Consider the following 22,475-nt stretch of genomic DNA (forward strand, 5'->3'; position numbering starts at 1 on the left):
ACAGTGAAGAGATAAAATGAAGTAGTTAAGCAGTTAGAGTAAATTCAGAAAGTTAGTGGTTGATGCAAACTAACCTCGATGCCTAATGAATTGGGTTTTGTTGGAAGCTGACAATTCAATCAAGTATGAGTGGGTCATCAAACTGATGGCTAATAAAGGTGGTACCGCGCCAAAAGCGTCCTTGTTACAACAAACAAGGACGCTTTTTATTATGGGAGGAGAATTAACATAATGGATGTAGTATACAAGAGATTAAATGCTGATATTACCCCTGAAGCATTAGCACAATTAGCAAAGCGAAAAATTATTTTAGAAAGTGCAAGTCAAAATAAAACTAAAGGTCGTTATTCAGTCGTTGCCTTTGATATATACGGTGAGGTGATATTGACTGAAGATGAACTTACAATAAAAACACCAGAACAAACAATCACAGAAACGAAACAACCTTATCAAAGACTTAAAGATTATGTTCAAAGCTATTACGCAGAGATTGAAGAGGACTTATTAAAAGATCTACCATTTATTTCAGGATTTATCGGCTCATGTAGTTTTGATTTAGTCAGACATGAATTTCCAGTACTAAAGAAAAGACAAGTTGCTGATAAACCAAATCAAACTGATGTTCATTTATACATGATTGAAAATGTATATGTATTTGATCATTATAAAGAATACTTGTATGTGATATCTACAAACTTATTCTCGAATGAGCCGCCTGAAGCGATTGAAAAAAGAGTAAGCCAACAAATAGATGCTTTACAAAATGTTAAATTGTATCAGCCGGATACTTCTTTTGTGCCAAGTCAAAAAGATATTATTCCTAATATTCAAGATAATCAATTTATTCAAAATATTTCGAAATTTAAACAGTTGATTACTGAGGGGGATATGTTCCAAGTTGTTCCTTCAAGAATTTATCGTTATAAACATGAGTTCGGCGATAAATTACATGACTTATCTTATCAACTGTATCGTAAGTTGAAACGTCAAAATCCAAGTCCATATATGTATTACTTAAATATCGATGAACCGATTATCGTCGGAAGTTCACCTGAAAGTTTCGTCAAAGTTAAAGGTAATGAAGTTGTAACTAATCCAATTGCCGGAACAATCAAAAGGGGACAAACACCTGAAGAAGACGAAGCTAATGCACAGCAATTGTTAAGTGATGAAAAAGAGTTAAGTGAACATCGTATGTTAGTAGATTTAGGAAGAAATGATATTCATCGTGTCAGTAAGACAGGAACATCTAAAATTGAACGTTTAATGGAAATTGAAAAATATGAACACGTGATGCATATCGTCAGTGTCGTAACTGGGCAGCTAAATGAAAAAATGTCACCTATGGACATTATCGCAAGCTTATTACCAACAGGCACGGTATCAGGTGCACCAAAACTCAGAGCAATTGAACGTATCTATGAAGCACATCCGTATAAACGTGGCGTTTACAGCGGTGGTGTCGGTTATATCAACTGCAATCACGATTTAGATTTCGCTTTAGCGATTCGTACGATGTTAATTGATGAGACGTATGTAGATGTAGAGGCAGGATGTGGTGTTGTATATGATTCAATACCTGAAAAAGAATTAGAAGAAACGAAACTTAAAGCGAAAAGCTTATTGGAGGTTACACCATGATATTAATCGTAGATAATTATGACTCATTTACTTATAACTTAGTGAATATCGTAGCAGGTTACACAGATGTCGTGGTGAAATACCCTGATGATCCGACAGTCTTTGACTTACAACCAGATGCGGTGATTATTTCACCGGGACCTGGTCATCCTGAAGATACAGACGACTTAAATCGTATTATTAAACATTTTGAAGACTTGCCGATTTTAGGTATCTGCTTAGGTGCACAGGCTTTGACATGTTACTACAAAGGCCATGTTATCCAAGGTGCCAGTGTCTTGCATGGCAAGATTGATACGATGCACCAATTAAAACCGACAGTCTTATACGAAGGGTTGCCTGAAGCATTTAAAATCATGCGTTACCATTCGCTCATCAGCGATCCAGAAACATCCCCAGAATCATTAGTTATTACAGGAGAAACAACGGATTGTATTCAATCTTTCGAACATCAAGATAAACCACATTATGGTATCCAGTATCATCCAGAATCTTTTGCGACTGAACATGGAACTGAGATTATTCATAACTTTATTAAACTCGTTGAGAAAGGGGCTAGCAGCCATGACACTTATTCAAAAAATCCAAACACAACCGAACTTAACGCAACAAGACATTAATATATTTATCCAAACGTTAATAAACCCGGATATTGATAATGAAACAAAAGCAGAATTGTTACGTGATTATACTGCTCGCCCATTAAATCAAACAGAAGTCACTTATTTAGTAGCAGCAATGATTCAAACGATGTATCCTGTACAACCGGTTTACCCTGGTGCTATGTGTGTATGTGGTACAGGTGGCGATAAATCAAATAGCTTCAATATTTCAACAACCGCTTCTTTCATCGTCGCTGCAGCAGGTGTCAACGTACTAAAACACGGCAACCGCAGTATCACATCCGCTTCAGGCAGCAGTGACTTACTCAATAAAATGGGAATCGCTAGTTCGCAAGTTGCTGATGTTGAAACAAGAATGCAAGAAACAGGTTTAGCCTTTTTAAATGCGACAGACACGTATCCGGTCATGAAATATATCCAACCGATTCGCAAAATGTTAGAAGGTCCAACCATCTTTAACATCTTAGGACCTATGATTCATCCATTCAAATTAGAGTATCAAGTCGTAGGGGTTTACAATCCAGAGTTTGTGAAACCAATGGCTGAAACACTCTATGACTTAGGTCGAAAACGTGCCATCGTGTTACACGGCGCAAACGGAATGGACGAAGCGACATTGTCTGGAGAAAACATTATTTATGAAGTGAACCAAGAAACAGGTATTACGTCTTATCATTTAAATGCTGAAGATGTGGGCTTAACACCAGCAAGTAATGAAACATTAAAAGGCGGGACACCTGCAGAAAACTTAGAAATTACCTTAAATATTTTAACTGGCAAAGATCATTCAAGTAAACGTGATGTCGTGGTATTAAATGCTGGTATCGCATTGTATGTCGCAGAAAAAGCAGATTCGATTCAAGAAGGTGTGACATTAGCACAACAATTAATCGATGAAGGTAAAGCTTTTGCTCAATATAAAAAAACAGGAGGGCAAGTGTATGACTATATTGGATGACATTGTTGAATATAAGAAATCGTTATTAGAAGAAGGGTACTATGATCGTTTATTACGTACACTTCCAGTAACCAATGTTAAATATAAAAAGAAATTAAGTGAACGTTTAAAAGAACGCAGTCATTTATCAGTCATCGCAGAAATTAAATCTAAAAGTCCTTCAGTTAAGAAATTACCTGATCGAGATTTGACACAACAAGTTAAAGATTATGAAGCATACGGTGCACAAGCAATTTCTATCCTGACTGATGAATATTATTTCGGCGGCAGTTATGAACGCTTAAATAAACTTACAAAAGAAACGACATTACCTGTATTATGTAAAGACTTTATGATAGAACCGATTCAAATTGATGTGGCATATCGTGCAGGTGCATCCATCATTTTACTCATCGTCAATATTTTAGATGATCAACAAATGCATGAACTTTATCAATATGCGAAGTCTTTAGATTTAGATGTGTTAGTAGAAGTACACAGTAAGCAAGAATTAGCGAGAGCTTATCAACTTGCGCCAGATATTATTGGTGTAAACAACCGTGATTTAACACGTTTTGTGACGAATGTCAAACACACTAATGAAATACTAGAGAATAAAAAAGATGGTTATTACTATATTTCAGAAAGCGGCATTCATACACAAGAAGACGTCGAAAAAATTGTGGGTTCAGGTATAGATGGCATCTTAGTTGGTGAATCACTTATGAAGTGTGATGATTTATCCCAATTCTTACCAAGCTTACAGCTAAAAAAGGAGCAGTAAGATGTTCTTAAAATATTGCGGCTTTCAATCAGAAGACGATGTTACACGAGCCATAGAGAATGATATAGATGCGATAGGCTTTATCCACTATCCCAAAAGTAAACGTCATCAAAGTATAGAAGACATTGCACAATTAACAAAACTTGTACCAGAAAAGATTCATAAAGTAGTAGTGGTCGTTAATCCAACAAAGGAAATTGTTGCAAAACTTATAGAAGAAACAAATATTGATACGATTCAATTTCACGGAGATGAAGATGTTGCACTATTACGATGGTGCAACTCACAATATCCTGACATTCAAATATACAAAGCACTTCCAGCAAGTTCTGAACTAGTTGAAGCCATTGAAACTTATCGAAACGAAGTAGATTTATTTATTATCGATACACCTTCCATCCATTATGGCGGCACTGGTCAATCATTTGATTGGCAATTACTGAAACAACTCTCAGATGTTCCGTATTTAGTGGCAGGCGGTATGGATTTAGAGAAGATTCAACAATTCGAACAACTCGATATTCAAACAACAGGATTCGACATCGCAAGTGGCATTGAAGTAGAAGGTCGAAAAGATCCACAAGCAATGAAACAAATTTCAAATTATATTAAGGAGAGAGATAAAAATGACGAACGAAACAACACAACCCATTCAAACTGAAGTAGATGAACTTGGATTCTTTGGTAATTATGGCGGACGCTATGTCCCAGAAACATTAATGCCAGCGATTCAAGAATTAAAACAGGCTTATGATGAAGCTAAAAATGATCCCGAATTCCAACAAGAATTAGATTACTATTTAAAAGATTATGTAGGACGTGAAACACCTTTAACTTATGCGAAATCCTATACAGAAGAGTTAGGTGGCGCAAAAATTTATTTAAAACGCGAAGACTTAAACCATACAGGCGCACATAAAATTAATAATGCTTTAGGTCAAGCCTTACTAGCTAAACGTATGGGCAAACGTAAATTGGTTGCTGAAACAGGTGCAGGCCAACATGGTGTAGCCAGTGCAACCGTAGCAGCACTCTTTGATATGGAACTTGTGGTTTTCATGGGTGAAGAAGATATCCAACGTCAAGCATTGAACGTATTCAGAATGGAATTATTAGGTGCCAAAGTAGTGTCTGTGACAGATGGTCAAGGTACATTATCGGATGCGGTAAACAAGGCGTTACAATATTGGGTCAGCCACGTTGACGATACACACTATTTATTAGGTTCAGCATTAGGACCAGATCCGTTCCCAACAATGGTTCGTGATTTCCAAAGTGTTATCGGCAATGAAATCAAATCACAAATTTTAGAAAAAGAAGGTCGTTTACCTGACGCAGTAGTTGCATGTGTAGGCGGCGGTTCTAACTCAATTGGTACGTTCTATCCTTTTGTACAAGATAAAGACGTAAAATTGTATGGTGTAGAAGCTGCAGGTGAAGGTGAAGACACAGAAAAACATGCTTTAGCAATCGGTAAAGGCTCTGTTGGTGTCTTACATGGTACGAAAATGTATCTATTACAAGATGACAACGGTCAAATCGGTTTAGCACACTCTATTTCAGCGGGTCTAGATTATCCAGGTATTGGACCTGAGCATAGTTACTACCATGATATTGGTCGTGCGGAATACCCAAGTGCATCAGATGAAGAAGCGATGGAAGCTTTAATCAGATTTACGAAAGCAGAAGGCATTATTCCAGCAATTGAAAGTGCACATGCCTTAAGTTATGTAGAAAAATTAGCACCGACAATGGGCAAAGATGAAATTATTGTTGTTACTGTTTCAGGTCGAGGAGATAAAGACATGGATACAATTCGTAAATATACACAAGAACGAGGTGAAGGTCATGAGTAAACTATTTATTCCTTATATTATGGGTAATAAAAAATTTATTGATAATTTAAAAGTCTTACAAGAAGAAGGGGCTGATATTGTTGAAATCGGCCTACCATTCTCAGATCCTGTCGCAGATGGTCCAACAATTATGGATGCAGGCAGTAAGGCGATTAAAGAAGGTATGAGTGCACGCGTGATTTTAGATGAGCTTAAAGCACATAAAAATGAATTACAAGGGTCTAAATATGTCTTAATGACTTACTATAATGTGATTTTACATTATGGAGAAGCAGCATTTCTAGAAGACTGTGAGGCAGCAGGTGTATACGGTTTAATTATTCCGGATTTACCATTTGAACTTGCAGAACAACTCAAAGCACGTTTCCCTGATCGCAAAGTCAATATCATCTCATTAATTGCTATGACCGCTTCAAACGAACGTATTGAACACATCGCAGCACATGCTGAAGGTTTTATCTATACTGTAACAATGAATGCGACAACTGGAGATAATGGAGCGTTCCACCCAGAATTACAACAAAAAATTGCATTCATTCAAGAAAAAGCAAATGTTCCTGTTGTAGCAGGATTCGGTATCAGAACACCAGAACAAGTCGCAGAAGTGACACGTTTCGCTGATGGTGCAGTCATTGGCAGTGAAATCGTCAAACGTTTCGCAAATGACGAAGAAGCAACAACAAGAGGTTACTTACAAAGTATTCGTAAAGCATTAGATGAAAATAAAACAACTGCACAATCATAAAATGTTTTTTTAAATCAGGGTCTGTCTCAGACTCTGATTTTCGCTTTATATATAGTGGTTTTGATAACGGTTTGACACGTGTGCGTGTTATGATAGATAAGCAAGGTTATTACACAAGGTACTTACTTAAAGGCGAACCAGAATAGTTGTAAGAAGTTGAATTCTTGCTTAACATACATAATAAAACAACAGAAATGAAAGGTTTCAATTTTAGTTTTCCTTTTGGGTATTGTATAATAATGAAGATTGAAAATTGATACCAATAAGAAATTAAAAGATAGAGAATACGAATTAGGAGTTATTGAAATTATGAAGTTTACCAATTTAACTACAGCTGAATTTGGAGATTTTACAGATAAAATGCCGTATAGCCATTTTACACAAATGGTAGGCAACTATGAGTTGAAAGTTGCAGAAGGTACAGAAACACATCTTGTCGGGGTGAAAGACAAAGATGACAATGTCATTGCAGCATGTTTACTTACAGCTGTGCCAGTAATGAAATTCTTTAAATATTTCTATTCAAACCGTGGGCCGGTCATTGATTATGATAATAAAGAATTAGTCCATTACTTCTTTAGAGAATTAAAGGCATATGTTAAACAATACAATGCATTATACTTAAGAGTAGATCCATATTTACCATATCAATACCGTAACCATGATGGTGAGATTACAGGAAATGCCGGTCATGATTGGATATTTGATAAAATGGAACAACTGGGTTATATCCATCAAGGCTTTACAACTGGCTTTGATCCGATTATTCAAATTCGTTTCCATTCAGTATTAGATTTAAAAGATAAAACACCACAAGATGTTTTAAAAGGGATGGATAGTCTACGTAAACGTAATACGAAAAAAGTAAAACGTAATGGTGTAAAAGTCCGCTTCTTAGGTGAAGATGAAATGCATATTTTCCGTAAATTTATGGAAGATACTGCAGAAGCGAAAGACTTTGATGATCGTGAAGACGACTTCTATTATCACAGACTAAAACACTATAAAGATCGTGTCTTAGTACCGATGGCTTACATTGATTTTGAAGATTATATTAATGAATTGAACGCTGAACAAAAGAATTTAGAAAAAGAAATCAATAAAGCTGAGAAAGACTTGAATAAGAATCCTGAGAACCAAAAAGCTGCACGCAAAAAAGAAAACCTTGAACAACAATTAGAAGCACATCATCAAAAAGTTGCTGAAGCACGCGACTTACAACAAAAACATGGTAATGAACTACCGATTTCAGCTGGATTCTTTATTATTAATCCATTTGAAGTTGTTTATTATGCAGGTGGTACTGCGAATGAATACCGTCACTTTGCGGGAAGTTATGCAGTGCAATGGGAAATGATCAACTATGCGATCAACCATGGTATCGATCGTTATAACTTCTATGGTATCAGCGGCCACTTTACTGAAGACGCTGAGGATGCAGGCGTTGTGAAGTTCAAAAAAGGATTTAACGCAGATGTAATTGAATATGTTGTAGACTTTATTGCACCGATTAATAAGCCGATGTATAAACTTTATACAACGCTTAAGAAAATCAAAGATAGATAAACATAAGGTAGAAGGGAAATAAAGAAATGAAATTTACAGAGTTGACAGTTAAAGAATATGACAATTTTGTGCAGAATCCATCGCTAGAAAGCCATTATTTTCAAACGAAAGAAAATATCGGCACAAGAGAAGCAGACGGTTTTGAAGTTGTATTATTAGGGATTAAAGACATCGACAACCGTGTGATTGCAGCAAGTTTATTCTCTAAAATTCCTACAATGGGAAGTTATGTTTATTATTCAAACCGTGGTCCGGTCATGGACTATAGCGATTTAGGTCTTGTAGAGTTTTATTTACGTGAGTTAGAGAAATACTTACGTCAGCATAATTGCTTATATGTGAAATTAGATCCATATTGGATTTACCAAATTTATGATAAAGACGTAAACCCATTCCCAAGTCGTGAACAAAATGATGCGCTTGTGAACTTATTTAAATCACACGGTTACCATCACCATGGCTTCACAACAAAATACGACACTTCAAGCCAAGTGCGTTGGATGGGTGTCTTAGATCTTAAAGACGAAACACCAGCCTCTCTTAAAAAACAATTTGATAGCCAACGTAAACGTAATATCAATAAGTCAATTAATTATGGGGTAAAAGTTCGTTTCTTAGGTGAAGACGAACTAGATAAATTCTTCAAGTTATATCGTGAAACTGAAGAACGTGCTGGTTTCGTTTCAAAAACAGATGAGTACTTCAAAAACTTCATTGAGCACTATGGTGATAAAGTATTAATCCCATTAGCTTATATTGATTTAGATGAGTACATCACATCGCTACAAGAGTCATTAAATGATAAAGAAGGCCGTCGTGATCAAATGATGGCGAAAGAAAATAAATCTGATAAACAATTGAAGAAAATCTCAGAGTTGGATAAACAAATTGAACATGACCAAAAAGAATTGCTGAAAGCGAGCGAATTGCGTCAAACAGATGGTTCAATTTTAGATTTAGCTGCAGGGGTTTATTTCGCAAATGCCTATGAAGTGAACTACTTCTCTGGTGGTTCTTCAGAGAAATATAATCAATACATGGGACCTTATATGATGCATTGGTTCATGATTAACTATTGCTTCGAACATGGTTATGATCGTTATAATTTCTATGGTTTATCAGGTGATTTCACTGAAGATAGTGAAGACTACGGTGTGTACCGCTTCAAACGCGGCTTCAATGTACAAATTGAAGAATTAATCGGAGATTTCTATAAACCAATTCAAAAAGTGAAATATTGGATTTTCAATACGTTGAATAACATCCGTCAAAAAGTAAAAAAATAAAGGTTATGCTTTTAAGAAGTAACTTAACATAATAAAAAACGTGCTTTCCTCATCAAATTTTGAAGAAAGCACGTTTTTTTGATTTAATTAGTGCGCAAATGCGTCAAATACATAGTTTAAACCGATTAATAGGAAAGTGAAACCAACAAAGAAAGCGATTAAAAATGCACCTATTAATGGATTGAACAATAAAATGATACCTGCGATAATACCAATGATATTAACAAGTAATGAGAAAAAGTGATATACCTTATTCGTACGCTCTACTGGTGTCACAGTAAAGACACCTAATGCAGATGAAAAGATAAACCAAAATGCAAGCATATAAATAATTGCGACTTGGCCTACATTAGTAAAAACAATAAATAAAATACCGAAAATAATATTAAGAATACCAAGTATCATTAACCAGCCGCTAGAAACGCCGACAAAGGCTTTCGTTAAACGTCTGAAGAATAATTCAGCAATACCATTAAATATGAAGAAAATCCCGAATAACCAAGTGATGACTGTTAAGTTTTCGACAGGGAAGCTCACGCTTAAAATTCCAATCAATGCGAATAATAAACCGATGATTAAACTTGACCATCTAATGTGATTAGTAGACAATTTTAACACCTCTTTCATGAAATATATACATTAGTATATACCCTTTAATGAAAAATTACATGTTAAAAAATTCATAAACAGTTAAAATAAGATGATAATCAACAAAAGAAGTAAATTGTATAATTAAATGGTGTTTAAAGTGAAGTTAAATAGAATACTCTTTACTTAAATTGGTAAGAAGGTATGCAAATATACATAAATGCATAAGGAGAGGAGTTATAAATAAGTAATACCAGGGGATTAAAAGACTTAAAATAAGCCTCAAAATACAAAAAGATGTTATATAAAGTAAGTCGATACACCAAAAACTATTAGAATCATGCTGAGCATAGTTGTCATTAACCATTGAACTGAGTATTTGAGCTTTTTTGGAAACCGTCAAACTTTGTATCAAGTTTAACAATTCTACCATCTAATGCACTAAATTTATCATCAATTTTTTGATCCAGCATGTTAAACCGTTTATCGATTTTAGCATCAAGTGATTAATGTATACAGTTATTTAGCGATAAATAGCTAAAAATTAAGAGGTTTAGTTGTTTGGAAAGCTAAATGACTGTAAAAGATAGAATTAAATATATTTATGTTATGTAAACTAGTTAGTGTTATTGTATTTAAAATATTGCATATAAGGATTGACTGAGTATGTTTAGATATTGGTGTTTAAGCATTATAAATACTGTTATTAGAAAATTTGAATGCTGAGAGAGCTTCTGTATTGCATCGAGAATTAACATTACGGATAATCATACAGATGACGCAAAGTAGTTATAATTAAAATGGTATGATTAACGATGTTTAAACTGGATTGATTTAAGTAATGTCAAAGATGGATATTGTGAACATAAATAAGGTATTTATCATAAAATAAGATGCTGAGAGACGCTCTGAGCTGCAATGAGAATTAGATATGATGGATAAATACCAATGGCGTTTCATAATAGCAATTAGAAATGACTAAGCTGATTTATAATAATGAGATATGCGATTTGAACTTAGATTTGTAGTTTGAATAAATTAATATGAAGATCCACGGTAATTAAGATAAGTCAGTTCAGCTGACTGTATGCAGAAAATAACATAAGTTAGCAAAACTGAATATATGGTAAATATGACCATAAAAGCGAGGTAGCTGTATGTAACTATTCTTTTTGTTCTTTTAGTTTACATAATATATATTATAGGAAGTTATGTATTGAGCAGAAGAAGTGGTTTTACCTATACTCTATTGTGTATGTATTGATACTTTTGTTGTTATGTTTATGTTGCTTGGTCATGATTTGTAACTTGTGTTTGAGTCTTTGTTTGCTTTAGTTTGAACTTCCTCAAATTCTAAACCAAAAAAGCTGTTTTTATGTATTTTAATTTAGGTAAATTCGTACATATAGCAAGTTATGGATTTAAGTATGTAAAAAGCTTTGATTAAGCATTGGTCATTAATTGAATCAGCTGATCTATCTCTAGTTTACATAATCTAAGATATTACATAAATAGTATCCAGATACCTTTTTGTACCTGGATACTATATGAGTAATTTAATCTTCATTATAAGCAGCTATGAGTTCTTTAGTATATGAATGACGTGATTCATCAAATAATTGTTTTGTTTTGAAGTCATCTACAATTTGACCGTTTTGAATGACAATCATTCGTTCAACAATTTGATTTAACATTGCTATATCATGAGAAATAATGATCATTGTTGTTTGTTGTTGATTATGGATGGCTTTAAGCTTTTCGACTAATTTTTGTTCAGCAACAACATCTAAACTTGATGTGATTTCATCGCAAATTAAAACATCAGGCTGCAACATAACCGTTCTTAATACATTAAATCGTTGTAATTGCCCCCCACTGACTTGATCTGGATAACGCGTTAAGAGTTGGCTATCTAAGTCTAATTGTGACATTAAAGGTAATACAACTTGGTCAAATGAGTGTTCAGCATTCGCATAGTATTTTAAAGGTTCTATTAATGATGCTTTAATCGTTAACTTTGGATTGAAACTCTGTGTCGCTTGTTGAAAAATTGGCAAGATACGAGGCGAATTAATATCTATTGTGCCTTGAACAGGCGTTAATTCACCTAGAATCAAGTTCATTAATGTCGTTTTACCAGAGCCTGATTCACCGATAATCCCTACTAATTCGCCCTTTTGAATATTGAGGTTAATGTTATGAAGAATATCTGCTTTGTCATACGCAAAACTGAGATGTTTAATTTTAATCATGCGTATCTTCCTTTCGTATTAAGCGACTTCTCGCATTTAACAAGTGCTTTGTATATCCAGCAATATTACCTTCTTTAAATTGCGATATAGGTCCACTTTCAATGATGGTTCCATCTTTAATAACATTAATTTCATCCGCATATTGAATCACATGTGTTAAGTTATGTGTGATTAACAGTAAAGTTGTATTGTGAGCTTCAGCTAAGTGCTTAATCAGCTTCATAATACGTTGGCCATTTAATACATCTAACGATGCGACAGGTTCATCCGCAATAATTAAATCGGGTTCTAACATTAAAACACTCGCGATGTACAATCGTTCTAACTGTCCACCTGATAACATGAAACGATATTTAGATAAGATATTATTGCTGTCTAAATTCACCCAATTCAAGGCGCGTTCAATATGTTCTAATGCTTCTTGTTTAGAAACAGCATAATGCGTACGATATATGGCACTTAATTGTTTGCCAAGACGGGTGTGATTATTAAAACTATGCGCATAATCTTGTGAGATATACCCAATTTGTTTACCTAATAATGGTTTAATAGATTGAATGGGTTGGTTCTCAAAATAGAATTGATTATAAGATACTTTTAATTCTCTAGGCGTTTGACCGATTAATGCACTTGCGGTTAAGCTTTTGCCTGAACCACTTTCACCGATTAATACATTCACTTTACCTTCTATAATAGACAAGTTTAAGTCCTTTATTAGGGGACGTTTCTGTTGATCAGTGATATTCAAATTATTCAATTGCATCAAGGTTTTAGTCATGAATATCCCTTCTTTCTGAGATACGGTCTCGCAATGCATCCCCTGCCAAATTAAAGAGCAAAATAGTAATGGAAATCAATGTTGCAGGTGCTAATAACATAATCGGATGTTCAGTAAAGAAATCTCTACCAGCCGCTAACATCGCACCCCATTCTGGTGAAGGTGGTTGTGCGCCTAACCCTAAGAATGAAAGTGATGAAATATATAGGATGATTTTACCAATATCTACAATCATCAAGACGATTAATGAAGGAAGCACTTGCGGTAATAAGTGCTTAAAGATAATTACATAGCCTGGCACATGGAAATAACGAGCTAGTTTAATATAATTTTTGTCCATCTCTGTATTTACAATCGTACGCGTTACTCTCGTATAAGTCATCCAGTTAATGATTGTAATGGCAATGACTAAATTCCAAATACTTGGTTTAAAGAAACTCGCAAATGCAATCATTAAGACAAAGTCAGGGATACCTAAACCAATATCAATGATTCTCATAATAATGGTGTCTAAGATACCTTTGCGATAACCCGCAATCAAACCTAGCGGTACACCTATTATTACGATTAAAGCAATTGTTAGCAGTGTAATCGCAAGTGTATAACGTGCACCTATCACGAGTCGCGCAAATAAATCTCTGCCATAATCATCAGTCCCAAGCCAGTGTTGTAGGCTTGGATTTTGTAATGCATCGTTTAAATGTACCGTTAATGCTTGGTTACTTGTTACTGTAAATTGAAGAAGAATGAGTAAAAGCAAATAGATAGCGAAAATATAAAAAATGATATTATGTTTCGTCAGTTTCATCATTGTTTCACTCGCCCTTCTCTTCTGCGTGACCATAAAGATTTAGGTTTCAAATGTTTATAGCGTTGTGTCGGGTCTAAGAATAAGATAATGATATCCGCAATCGCATTTCCAATCACCACAAAGGCGCCTATCATTAATACAGCGCCTTGAACGACAGGATAATCTCTCGAACGAATGCTTTCAACTAAGAAATAACCGATACCCGGTATATCGAATAAATTCTCGATTACAACAGTACTTCCGATTAAACCGCTAATAGACATACCGATAATAGAAATCACGGGTATCAAAGCAGGTTTGAAGATGTCTTTAAATAGAATATAACTTTCTGACATGCCACGTGCACGTGACGCTTTCACTTCCCTGCTTCGATATAAATCGATTAAAGTCGAACGCATTAAGCGAATGTGATACGCACTTAAACCGATACTTAACGCGATAATAGGCAAAATATAACCAGCAGGCGTATCAATACCAGCTGCTGGTAATAGCTCTAATTTTTGTGCTACGAAATAAATCAGTAACATTCCTAAAAAGAATGAAGGAATTGAAACAAAAGCTGAAGTTAACACACGAATGGTACGATCAATCCAAGTGTGATAATAAACAGCAGCTAACGTTCCAAGTGTTAAAGATAATAACAACGTAATCAGTAATGTACCAAATGCGATAGTGAGTGTGGGTGGTGTGAAGAATAATAGTTCATTCAGTACTGGCTCCTGTGTTTGAATACTCGTGCCGAAGTCCAAACGTAACATATGTGTAAACCACTCCCACCACTGCACAATTATCGGTTGATTTAATCCTAATTGTGCTCTGGCTTGTTCAATTTTGTCATGAGATACATTTGCAACATCTAAATGCAGCATTTTATTGACTGGATCACCAGGCGAAAGTTTCATCAATATAAATGTAATAGTAGAAAGGACAAATAATACTAAGATCATTTGTCCTATTCTAGAGAGTAAGTGTTTAATTATCATTTTCGTTTATCTACCTTTTCATCAATCAGGTAAATACCTTCTGGTGTCGTTTGAACATTTTCGACGTTTTGGTTCATCGCATTGATTTGGTCATTATAAAGGATATAACTATTTGGAATATCTTGCTTTGATACTTCTAATATTTCATTTGTTAAGTGATGACGCTCATTTTTATCTACAGTATGATTCAATTGTTCAATCAATTGATCTACTTTGTGATTATGATAAGCGCCCTTATTCACTGCACCATCTTTTTTATATGCCATATTAAAGAAGTAACCTGTATCTCCTCTAGGAATCGTACCGAAACTATACATAGAGGCATCCCAATCTTTTTTGTTTTTCAAGAAGCCTTCAATATCATCTACGTTTTGAATTTTAATTTGAATATGTGCTTTTTTCGCATCAGATTGAATGACTTGTAAGATTTTAGTCAGTTCAGGTCTGCCTGAATAAGATGAAACATTCAATTTTAATGGATGTTTCTCTGAATAGCCTGCTTTTTCCATTAGTGCTTTGGCTTTAGAGATATCTTGTTTCGGAATGGCTTTATCTTTAATAAAATCTAGTTTTGTATTGAACGGACCATTGGCTGGTGCTGCATAATGATCAGCGACTTTATCACTGATTTGTTGGCGATTAATCACAGCATCTAATGCTTCTCGCACGTCTTTAGTCATTTTAGGACTTGTGTGGTTGTAAAGTAATAGTGATGTTCTGAAACCTGAAGTATTTTCTAATTTTGCTTTATCTGATTTTTTGACGCTGTTGATTTTATCTACAGGTACATTAGTAGTGACATCCGTACGGCCAGAGAGTACATGTTCTGTTCTTGAACTGCCATCTTCATTAAAGGTAACTTTCATAGATTTTAATTCTGGTTTACCATGCCAATAATCTTTATTTTGACTTAAATTGATTTGTTGTGTTCGTTTGAAATCTTTAATGGCATATGGGCCTGTACCGACAGGTGTTTGTTTGATATCTGTTTTGGATTTTGTATCATAAATAGCGGTAAAAGGACTCGCAAGTTCGGAAATCAACTCTGGATACGCACCTTTAGTCTTAATCGTTACTTTTTGGCCTTCAGCTTTAATAGATTCAATAGGTAATGTTGCTTTCAGCAGGTCACTTTTTTTCAAACCTTGCTCTAAGCTATCTTTGACAGCTTGTCCTGTTAAGGCATGTCCATTTTGGAATTTAATGCCGTCTTTTAAGGTGAAAGTTAATGTATCATCAGATGGTTGGTCGTATGATTTAACGAGGTGTGGTTTAATTTCACCTTTCGTTGTTGTTTTAAATAATGTTTCAGCCGCTCCAATTGTTACAGGAACATCTGTATCATACGGTGCAAGTGTTGTCGTTTTTAGAGGGAGTTCGACTTTTAATTGATTATCAGCTGATGAGGAACCTCCGTTATTACTGCATCCAGCAAGTATGACTGCACCTGCAGCAAGTGATGTAAGTAATCGTTTCATGAAAGACATCTCAGTTAAAGTTATGTAAGTTTAAACATCATCTTTTGAGATGCTGTTCACTTCCTTTCTATCTATAGGCATTATTGTTTAATTATAATACGTAAATATTCATTTTAAAAGAAGAGTGCGTTGGCGCTATAGTATAAACAAAATAAAACAAGACTGCTTAGAAAACAGCCTTGTTTGTTATAAATATATTTATTTATTTCTGCGGAAACCATGTATGCGTGAACGTCTGCCTTCATGTTCATGCAGCTCTTTTTGAAGACGTTTTTCTAAACGGCGACGTCTGAAGTCGCGTGTGAAATACCAGACTAAGAAACTTTCAATTAAACTGATAATTGCCATAAACGCAGCATACCCTAATAATGGCTGATAGGTGATATCAAAAAAGTTTGGCAAGAAGAATGCAAGCACGCCTAGTACTACAAATGTTAATACTGCAGGTGCTACCCATTTACTTAAAGCGAGTCCGAAAAAGACAGTTACGATTAATACTGCTACAATCGTAATCCATAAATAATTCGGCATATCAAAAATCGTCATATACTTACTCCTCTCATTTCTATGAGAATTTAATCGTTTGCTTTATACATATTGTACAGTAAAGTGATTAAAACATGAAATAAATCAAAGCTTGTGCTAGATGCTTTCATGAATCGCTTGATGTATAATTTACTCATAACAATTATTAAGATTGCAGGAGGAATTCTATATGAGCCAAGGATTACCATTAAGAAAAGATATTCCTAAGCAAGAGAAATGGGACTTATCGGATTTATTTGAAAGTGATGAAGCATTTTATCAAACATTAGAAGAAGTATTAAGTGATACACTTGCGTTCAATAAGACGTTTGAAAATCATTTAGATTCAGTAGAACAAGTGAAAGCAGCATTACCTCGATTTGTAGATTTATTAGTTCAAATTGATCGTTTAGGTAATTACGCGGAAATGTATCACAGCGTAGATACTACTGACCCAAATCGTCAAAAATTGAGTGCTAAACTTAGTACATCATACGGAAAAATTGCGAGTCAACTTGCTTTTGTTGAGTCAGAAATTCTCGCATTATCTGATGCTCAAATCGACGAATTGATTGCTGATACACCTTATCCACATTATTTAAAACAATTGAAACGTCGTAAACCACACCAATTGTCATTCGAGGTGGAAAAAACATTAGCAGCTTTATCACCGACATTCAGTGCAGCTTATGATATGTACGGTATCACTAAAATGTTGGATATTCATTTTGAGCCATTTGAAGTAGATGGTAAAACATATCCATTAGACTACCCTACTTTCGAAAATGAATATGAAGATAATCCTGATACAACATTCAGACGTAAAAGTTTTAAACATTTCAGTGAAGCTTTACGTAAATATCAACATACGACAGCTGCGATTTATAATACGCATGTACAACAAGAGAAAATTGAAGCGGATTTAAGAGGCTATGATTCAGTCATTGACTACTTGTTGGAAGAACAAGAAGTGACAAGGGAAATGTATGACCGTCAAATTGATGTCATTATGAGTGAATTAGCACCTGTCATGCAACGATATGCGAAATTACTTCAAAAAGTACATGGTTTTGATCATATGAAATTTGAAGACTTGAAAGTCTCTATTGATCCATCATACGATCCAGAAATCTCAATTGAAGATTCTAAAAACTATATCTATAATGCATTAGGTATTTTAGGCGATGACTACTTGAACATGGTACAAGCTGCTTATGATGATCGTTGGATAGATTTTGCGCAAAATAAAGGTAAAGAAACAGGTGCTTATTGTGCAAGTCCATATGCTTCTCATAGCTATGTCTTTATCTCATGGACTGGTAAAATGAATGAAGCCTTTGTATTAGCACATGAATTAGGACATGCAGGTCATTTCAATCTTGCACAAAGTCATCAAAACTTCTTAGAATCAGAAGCGTCTATGTACTTTGTAGAAGCACCATCTACTACCAATGAAATGTTAATGTCGAACTATCTCTTTGAAAGCAGTAATGACCCTAAATTTAAACGTTGGGTAATCGGTTCTATTATTTCAAGAACATACTATCACAATATGGTGACGCACTTATTAGAAGCAACGTATCAAAGAGAAGTTTATCGCTTAGTAGATGCAGGTGAAACATTAACAGCCTCTACACTTAATGATATTACACGCAAAGTTTATCAAGACTTCTTTGGTGATGCAGTTGAAATTTCTGAAGGAGCAGAGTTGACTTGGATGCGTCAACCACACTACTATATGGGACTCTATTCTTATACGTATTCTGCTGGTTTAACAATAGGTACAGTGATGTCACAACGTATTAAAAACGAAGGACAACCTGCAGTAGAAGATTGGTTGAATACCTTGAAAGCTGGCGGCAGTTTATCACCTGTAGACTTAGCAAAAACAGCAGGTATTGATATTACAACAGATGCCCCACTGCGTGAGACAATCAGTTATATCAGCAGTCTTGTAGATGAACTTGAAGAATTAACAGAAGAAATTAACCAACAATCATAAGAAAAGTTCATATCAAGCTTTATATATTGTTGAAATACACAAATAAAACAGGGAGAACGCTCGCATTGAGTGTTCTCCCTGTTTTTATATTTTTAGACCATTGATTCGTAAGCTTCGCCAGTAATATAGTAGTAAATATTTTCAGCGATATTTGCGATATGGTCTCCCATACGTTCTAAATGTCTTGCGGCTAAATGGGCTTGCCCTGCCACAAATGGATCATTATCGATTAAATAAGTTGTATTTACGATGTCTTTATATAAATCGTCAATATCTTTATCTCGTTCGATAATTTCAAGAATTAAAGTTACGTCTTTATTTTTAAATGCTGTATCTAAATCTTTCAGCATAAGCAACCCTAAATCACCCATTGTTTTTAAACGCGTTAAAATGTAATGATCAGTGATTTTTACACGTTTACGGATTTTCGCAATGCTTGCGGCATTATCACCGATTCGTTCAAATTCTGATGCGATTTTTAATGCAGCAATCATCATACGTAAATCTGTCGCAATCGGTTGTTGTTTTGTGATTAACATCACAACTTTTTCATTGATTTCATCTTCTAATTGGTTAATATCCAAATCACCTTTAATGATTTGGCGAGCGAAATTTCGATCTTCTTTATTTAAAGATTGAACCGCTTTTTCGATACTGAAGTAGACTTTAATACCCAAAGCACGTAAATCTTTGATTAAGTCTTTTAGTTGCTCTTCATAATGCTGACGGATAACAGTCATTAACCGAAACGTCCTGAAATGTAGTCTTCTGTTTGTTTGTCAGAAGGATTAGAGAAGAGCTTATCAGTATCATCGTACTCGTTTACGTAACCATTTAAGAAGAATGCTGTTTTGTCTGAAATACGTGCTGCCTGTTGCATGTTATGCGTTACCATGATGATAGAATATTTTTGTTTTAATTCTTGAACCAATTCTTCAACTTTTAATGTTGAAATCGGGTCAAGTGCTGATGTAGGTTCATCCATTAAGATTACATCAGGTTCGATTGCTAAACATCTAGCGATACATACACGCTGTTGCTGTCCACCTGATAAACCATATGCGTTTTGGTTTAATCTGTCTTTTAATTCATCCCAGATTGCTGCGCCGCGTAATGATTTTTCAACGATTTCATCTAAGACTTTCTTGTCTTTGATGCCGTGGATTTTTGGACCATATGTGATGTTATCATAAATTGATTTCGGGAATGGGTTCGGTTGTTGGAACACCATACCTACGTTTGTACGTAATTTTTCAACAGATTGTTTATTGCTGAAAATATCGTTGCCGCGGTAAAGAATTTTACCTGCTGTTTTAACACTTGGTACAAGTTCTACCATTCTGTTTAATGTTTTGATATACGTTGATTTACCGCAACCTGAAGGTCCGATAATCGCTGTGACATTGTTTTCTAAAATATCTAAGTTAATATTTTTTAATGCGTGGTTTTCACCGTACCATAAGTCTAAATTTTGAGTTGAGTAAACAATTTCTTTGTTTGTATCTGTTTCAATTTTAGACGATTCATTAGAGTATGATTCTACTTTAATTGTACGTTCTGACGCGTGGCTTTGTAACTCTTCATTTAGCTTTGCCTTGTCTTGTCCTTGTTTTCTGTCTTGAACTTTTTCCATTCTGTCAAAACTCCTTTGATCAATTATTATTCGTGAGCTTCAATTTATCAATTAGTATTTTTTACTGAATTTATTTCTTAAGAATATCGCTAAACCATTCATCGCTAGTAACAATACAAGTAAAACGATGATGCCGGCTGATGCGACATGTTGGAATGCTTCTTGCGGCATTTTTGCCCAGTTGTAAATTTGAATCGGCATTGCTTGGAACATATCGAAGATACCAGTTGGTAAGCGTAATAAGATTGTTGGGATACCGATTAAGATTAATGGTGCTGTTTCACCTAATGCACGTGATAACGATAAGATGAATCCTGTTAAGATACCAGGTAATGCAGCTGGTAAAACAATTTTGTAAATTGTTTGCCATTTGTTGCCGCCTAATCCATAACTTGCTTCTCGTACTGATTTAGGTACAGCACGAATTGCTTCTTGGCTTGATACAATGATTACTGGCAAAATCAGTAATGACATTGTTAAAGCGGCTGCAATGACTGATTTACCTAGTGATAAAGATTCAATTCCCATACCACGAACGAAAATCGTAAGTCCTAATAAACCGAATACAACTGAAGGTACACCAGCTAAGTTTGAAATACTGATTTTAACGAAACTTGTGAATGCATTATCTTTCGCATATTCTTCAAGATAAATCGCTGTACCTACACCTAAAATAATTGAGATAGGAATGATTGTAATCATTAACCATAATGTACCAACTAATGCACCTTTAATCCCTGCCATTGAAGGCATTGAAGATGAGAAGTTCGTAAAGAATGATGGTTTTAAATAAGGAACCCCTTTGATTAATGTATCGATTAATAATGCTGCTAGCACAATAAGTCCGATTAAAGTACAAGCGAAGAATACCCACTTCAACACTTTGTTTTTAGTTAAACGAGATGATAATTTCTTTTCAACTTGTTGTTGGTTAACCAGCGCTCTGCTGCTGCCACTTTGGTTTGTAGTTGTTGTAGTCGCCATCTTAATACTCCTCTCTGAAACGTTTTGCAATCCATTGAGAGATTAAATTCATTACAAGTGTGAAAAGGAAAAGCGTAAATCCTACAGCGTAAATACTGTAATACGTATCAGATCCGAATGTTGCATCACCTGTTGCAACTTGTACGATATAACCTGTCATAGTCTGAATTGAACCAGTTAAATTAAATGTTGCATCTGGTGTACTACCTGCTGCTAAAGATACAATCATTGTTTCACCGATGGCTCTTGAGATTGCTAAAACAATTGAAGCAACAATCCCTGAAATGGCTGCTGGTAAAACAACTTTTGTCGCAACTTCAAATTTTGTTGCGCCTAATCCTAATGCACCTTCACGAATTTTGTTCGGTACTGATGCCATCGCATCTTCACTTAAACTTGTGATTAATGGGATGATCATAACCCCTACGACTAAACCTGGTGAAATTGAGTTGAAGCTTCCTAATTCAGGGAAGATACTACGTAACATTGGTGTTACGAATGTTAATGCGAAGAAACCAAACACAATTGTTGGGATCCCTGCTAAAATTTCAAGTACAGGTTTAATAATTTTACGCATTCTGTCTGATGCATATTCGCTCAAATAAATCGCTGCGCCTAATCCGATAGGTACCGCAAAGAGTGTCGCAATGACAGTAACTTTCAACGTACCAAATATTAATGCCCAAATACCGTATTTCGGGTCGCTAGAGAATGGGTTCCACTCTCTTGTAAACAAGAATTCTACGATAGATACACGTGTGAAGAATGTAATAGTTTCTGTTAATAGAGTAAATAAGATACCAATTGTTGTAAGAATCGATATCACTGCGATAACCGCTAAAACAATAGGAACAAGTTTGTCACTGACACCTTTTTTGTTTCTTTGGTTATGAGCAATCATTTCTCTAACGTTGTGTTGAGATTTCATAATTCCCTTCTTCCTTCCCTTGGAAAAATAATAAGTGTTAAACAATTTGATTGTGTGAATAAGTCTTAAAACAAG

21 protein-coding genes are annotated in these 22,475 nt (G+C 34.9%); 10 read left to right on the plus strand and 11 right to left on the minus strand.

The annotated features are described in order from the left end of the window. Positions 1–231: 231 nt before the first annotated feature. From HMPREF3031_RS05565 to HMPREF3031_RS05605, 9 genes are all read left to right on the plus strand, one after another. Positions 232–1,641: an anthranilate synthase component I gene (locus tag HMPREF3031_RS05565; RefSeq protein WP_061054732.1), complete on the plus strand. Its 1,410-nt coding sequence runs from the start codon at positions 232–234 to the stop codon at positions 1,639–1,641. Further along, complete coding sequence (locus HMPREF3031_RS05570) at positions 1,638–2,261, plus strand: anthranilate synthase component II (RefSeq protein ID WP_070724691.1); 624 nt, start codon at positions 1,638–1,640, stop codon at positions 2,259–2,261. The genes HMPREF3031_RS05565 and HMPREF3031_RS05570 overlap by 4 nt, the downstream gene beginning before the upstream one ends. Beyond that, positions 2,206–3,222 (plus strand): anthranilate phosphoribosyltransferase, encoded by a 1,017-nt coding sequence (gene trpD / locus HMPREF3031_RS05575; RefSeq protein ID WP_002480884.1) that lies wholly within the window; start codon positions 2,206–2,208, stop codon positions 3,220–3,222. Before HMPREF3031_RS05570 ends, trpD begins: the two co-directional genes overlap by 56 nt. Then, positions 3,206–3,985 (plus strand): indole-3-glycerol phosphate synthase TrpC, encoded by a 780-nt coding sequence (gene trpC / locus HMPREF3031_RS05580; protein WP_070724692.1) that lies wholly within the window; start codon positions 3,206–3,208, stop codon positions 3,983–3,985. The genes trpD and trpC overlap by 17 nt, the downstream gene beginning before the upstream one ends. A 1-nt stretch (position 3,986) precedes the next feature. After that, complete coding sequence (locus HMPREF3031_RS05585; protein ID WP_002480886.1) at positions 3,987–4,646, plus strand: phosphoribosylanthranilate isomerase; 660 nt, start codon at positions 3,987–3,989, stop codon at positions 4,644–4,646. Continuing rightward, on the plus strand, positions 4,612–5,841 hold the full coding sequence (gene trpB, locus HMPREF3031_RS05590) for a tryptophan synthase subunit beta (protein ID WP_002480887.1): 1,230 nt from the start codon (positions 4,612–4,614) through the stop codon (positions 5,839–5,841). The genes HMPREF3031_RS05585 and trpB overlap by 35 nt, the downstream gene beginning before the upstream one ends. Continuing rightward, positions 5,834–6,586, plus strand: a complete 753-nt coding sequence (trpA, locus tag HMPREF3031_RS05595; RefSeq protein WP_002480888.1) for a tryptophan synthase subunit alpha — start codon at positions 5,834–5,836, stop codon at positions 6,584–6,586. The genes trpB and trpA overlap by 8 nt, the downstream gene beginning before the upstream one ends. 309 nt (positions 6,587–6,895) lie before the next feature. Further along, positions 6,896–8,152, plus strand: coding sequence for an aminoacyltransferase (locus HMPREF3031_RS05600; protein WP_002480889.1), 1,257 nt, complete (start codon positions 6,896–6,898; stop codon positions 8,150–8,152). Between the two features lie 26 nt (positions 8,153–8,178). Further along, complete coding sequence (locus HMPREF3031_RS05605) at positions 8,179–9,438, plus strand: aminoacyltransferase (protein ID WP_002480890.1); 1,260 nt, start codon at positions 8,179–8,181, stop codon at positions 9,436–9,438. Positions 9,439–9,525: 87 nt separating this feature from the next. Here the strand turns inward: HMPREF3031_RS05605 and HMPREF3031_RS05610 are convergent, their stop codons facing one another. The 7 genes from HMPREF3031_RS05610 to HMPREF3031_RS05640 form a co-directional block, all read right to left on the minus strand. Beyond that, a complete protein-coding gene (locus HMPREF3031_RS05610; RefSeq protein WP_002480891.1) occupies positions 9,526–10,047 on the minus strand; it encodes an HdeD family acid-resistance protein in 522 nt (173 codons plus the stop codon). A 1,535-nt stretch (positions 10,048–11,582) separates the two neighbouring features. Further along, on the minus strand, positions 11,583–12,278 hold the full coding sequence (locus HMPREF3031_RS05615) for an ABC transporter ATP-binding protein (protein WP_002480892.1): 696 nt from the start codon (positions 12,276–12,278) through the stop codon (positions 11,583–11,585). Further along, positions 12,271–13,056: an ATP-binding cassette domain-containing protein gene (locus HMPREF3031_RS05620; protein ID WP_061054730.1), complete on the minus strand. Its 786-nt coding sequence runs from the start codon at positions 13,054–13,056 to the stop codon at positions 12,271–12,273. Before HMPREF3031_RS05620 ends, HMPREF3031_RS05615 begins: the two co-directional genes overlap by 8 nt. Further along, complete coding sequence (gene nikC / locus HMPREF3031_RS05625) at positions 13,049–13,867, minus strand: nickel transporter permease (RefSeq protein ID WP_002480894.1); 819 nt, start codon at positions 13,865–13,867, stop codon at positions 13,049–13,051. Before nikC ends, HMPREF3031_RS05620 begins: the two co-directional genes overlap by 8 nt. Continuing rightward, positions 13,864–14,847, minus strand: coding sequence for a nickel ABC transporter permease (nikB, locus tag HMPREF3031_RS05630; protein ID WP_373879096.1), 984 nt, complete (start codon positions 14,845–14,847; stop codon positions 13,864–13,866). The genes nikC and nikB overlap by 4 nt, the downstream gene beginning before the upstream one ends. Next, a complete protein-coding gene (gene nikA, locus HMPREF3031_RS05635; RefSeq protein WP_002480896.1) occupies positions 14,847–16,328 on the minus strand; it encodes a nickel ABC transporter substrate-binding protein in 1,482 nt (493 codons plus the stop codon). The genes nikB and nikA overlap by 1 nt, the downstream gene beginning before the upstream one ends. 198 nt (positions 16,329–16,526) lie before the next feature. After that, positions 16,527–16,874 (minus strand): hypothetical protein, encoded by a 348-nt coding sequence (locus HMPREF3031_RS05640; RefSeq protein ID WP_002480897.1) that lies wholly within the window; start codon positions 16,872–16,874, stop codon positions 16,527–16,529. 169 nt (positions 16,875–17,043) lie between these two features. On the opposite strand from HMPREF3031_RS05640, the gene pepF reads away from it, so the two are divergent. After that, entirely contained in the window at positions 17,044–18,855 is a 1,812-nt protein-coding gene (pepF, locus tag HMPREF3031_RS05645; RefSeq protein ID WP_002480898.1) for an oligoendopeptidase F, read from the plus strand. Between the two features lie 92 nt (positions 18,856–18,947). Here pepF and phoU read toward each other — a convergent pair whose 3' ends face one another. The 4 genes from phoU to pstC are packed head-to-tail and all read right to left on the minus strand — an operon-like array spanning position 18,948 to position 22,400. Continuing rightward, positions 18,948–19,595 (minus strand): phosphate signaling complex protein PhoU, encoded by a 648-nt coding sequence (gene phoU / locus HMPREF3031_RS05650; RefSeq protein WP_002480899.1) that lies wholly within the window; start codon positions 19,593–19,595, stop codon positions 18,948–18,950. After that, positions 19,595–20,488, minus strand: a complete 894-nt coding sequence (gene pstB / locus HMPREF3031_RS05655; protein ID WP_002480900.1) for a phosphate ABC transporter ATP-binding protein PstB — start codon at positions 20,486–20,488, stop codon at positions 19,595–19,597. The genes phoU and pstB overlap by 1 nt, the downstream gene beginning before the upstream one ends. A 51-nt stretch (positions 20,489–20,539) precedes the next feature. Continuing rightward, positions 20,540–21,472 (minus strand): phosphate ABC transporter permease PstA, encoded by a 933-nt coding sequence (gene pstA / locus HMPREF3031_RS05660; RefSeq protein ID WP_002480901.1) that lies wholly within the window; start codon positions 21,470–21,472, stop codon positions 20,540–20,542. Between the two features lies 1 nt (position 21,473). Beyond that, positions 21,474–22,400, minus strand: a complete 927-nt coding sequence (gene pstC / locus HMPREF3031_RS05665) for a phosphate ABC transporter permease subunit PstC (RefSeq protein ID WP_002480902.1) — start codon at positions 22,398–22,400, stop codon at positions 21,474–21,476. Between the last annotated feature and the right edge of the window lie 75 nt (positions 22,401–22,475).

Origin of the sequence: Staphylococcus sp. HMSC072B07, assembly GCF_001815505.1 — a bacterium.
GTDB classification, from domain to species: domain Bacteria; phylum Bacillota; class Bacilli; order Staphylococcales; family Staphylococcaceae; genus Staphylococcus; species Staphylococcus simulans.

Excerpts from the sequence above, each read along its gene's own strand:
- HMPREF3031_RS05565 (WP_061054732.1), top strand. The coding sequence starts at position 232 with ATGGATGTAGTATACAAGAGATTAAATGCTGATATTACCCCTGAAGCA.
- HMPREF3031_RS05570 (WP_070724691.1), top strand. The coding sequence starts at position 1,638 with ATGATATTAATCGTAGATAATTATGACTCATTTACTTATAACTTAGTG.
- trpD (WP_002480884.1), top strand. The coding sequence starts at position 2,206 with ATGACACTTATTCAAAAAATCCAAACACAACCGAACTTAACGCAACAA.
- trpC (WP_070724692.1), top strand. The coding sequence starts at position 3,206 with ATGACTATATTGGATGACATTGTTGAATATAAGAAATCGTTATTAGAA.
- HMPREF3031_RS05585 (WP_002480886.1), top strand. The coding sequence starts at position 3,987 with ATGTTCTTAAAATATTGCGGCTTTCAATCAGAAGACGATGTTACACGA.
- trpB (WP_002480887.1), top strand. The coding sequence starts at position 4,612 with ATGACGAACGAAACAACACAACCCATTCAAACTGAAGTAGATGAACTT.
- trpA (WP_002480888.1), top strand. The coding sequence starts at position 5,834 with ATGAGTAAACTATTTATTCCTTATATTATGGGTAATAAAAAATTTATT.
- HMPREF3031_RS05600 (WP_002480889.1), top strand. The coding sequence starts at position 6,896 with ATGAAGTTTACCAATTTAACTACAGCTGAATTTGGAGATTTTACAGAT.
- HMPREF3031_RS05605 (WP_002480890.1), top strand. The coding sequence starts at position 8,179 with ATGAAATTTACAGAGTTGACAGTTAAAGAATATGACAATTTTGTGCAG.
- HMPREF3031_RS05615 (WP_002480892.1), bottom strand. The coding sequence starts at position 12,278 with ATGATTAAAATTAAACATCTCAGTTTTGCGTATGACAAAGCAGATATT.
- HMPREF3031_RS05620 (WP_061054730.1), bottom strand. The coding sequence starts at position 13,056 with ATGACTAAAACCTTGATGCAATTGAATAATTTGAATATCACTGATCAA.
- nikC (WP_002480894.1), bottom strand. The coding sequence starts at position 13,867 with ATGATGAAACTGACGAAACATAATATCATTTTTTATATTTTCGCTATC.
- nikA (WP_002480896.1), bottom strand. The coding sequence starts at position 16,328 with ATGAAACGATTACTTACATCACTTGCTGCAGGTGCAGTCATACTTGCT.
- HMPREF3031_RS05640 (WP_002480897.1), bottom strand. The coding sequence starts at position 16,874 with ATGACGATTTTTGATATGCCGAATTATTTATGGATTACGATTGTAGCA.
- pepF (WP_002480898.1), top strand. The coding sequence starts at position 17,044 with ATGAGCCAAGGATTACCATTAAGAAAAGATATTCCTAAGCAAGAGAAA.
- phoU (WP_002480899.1), bottom strand. The coding sequence starts at position 19,595 with ATGACTGTTATCCGTCAGCATTATGAAGAGCAACTAAAAGACTTAATC.
- pstB (WP_002480900.1), bottom strand. The coding sequence starts at position 20,488 with ATGGAAAAAGTTCAAGACAGAAAACAAGGACAAGACAAGGCAAAGCTA.
- pstA (WP_002480901.1), bottom strand. The coding sequence starts at position 21,472 with ATGGCGACTACAACAACTACAAACCAAAGTGGCAGCAGCAGAGCGCTG.
- pstC (WP_002480902.1), bottom strand. The coding sequence starts at position 22,400 with ATGAAATCTCAACACAACGTTAGAGAAATGATTGCTCATAACCAAAGA.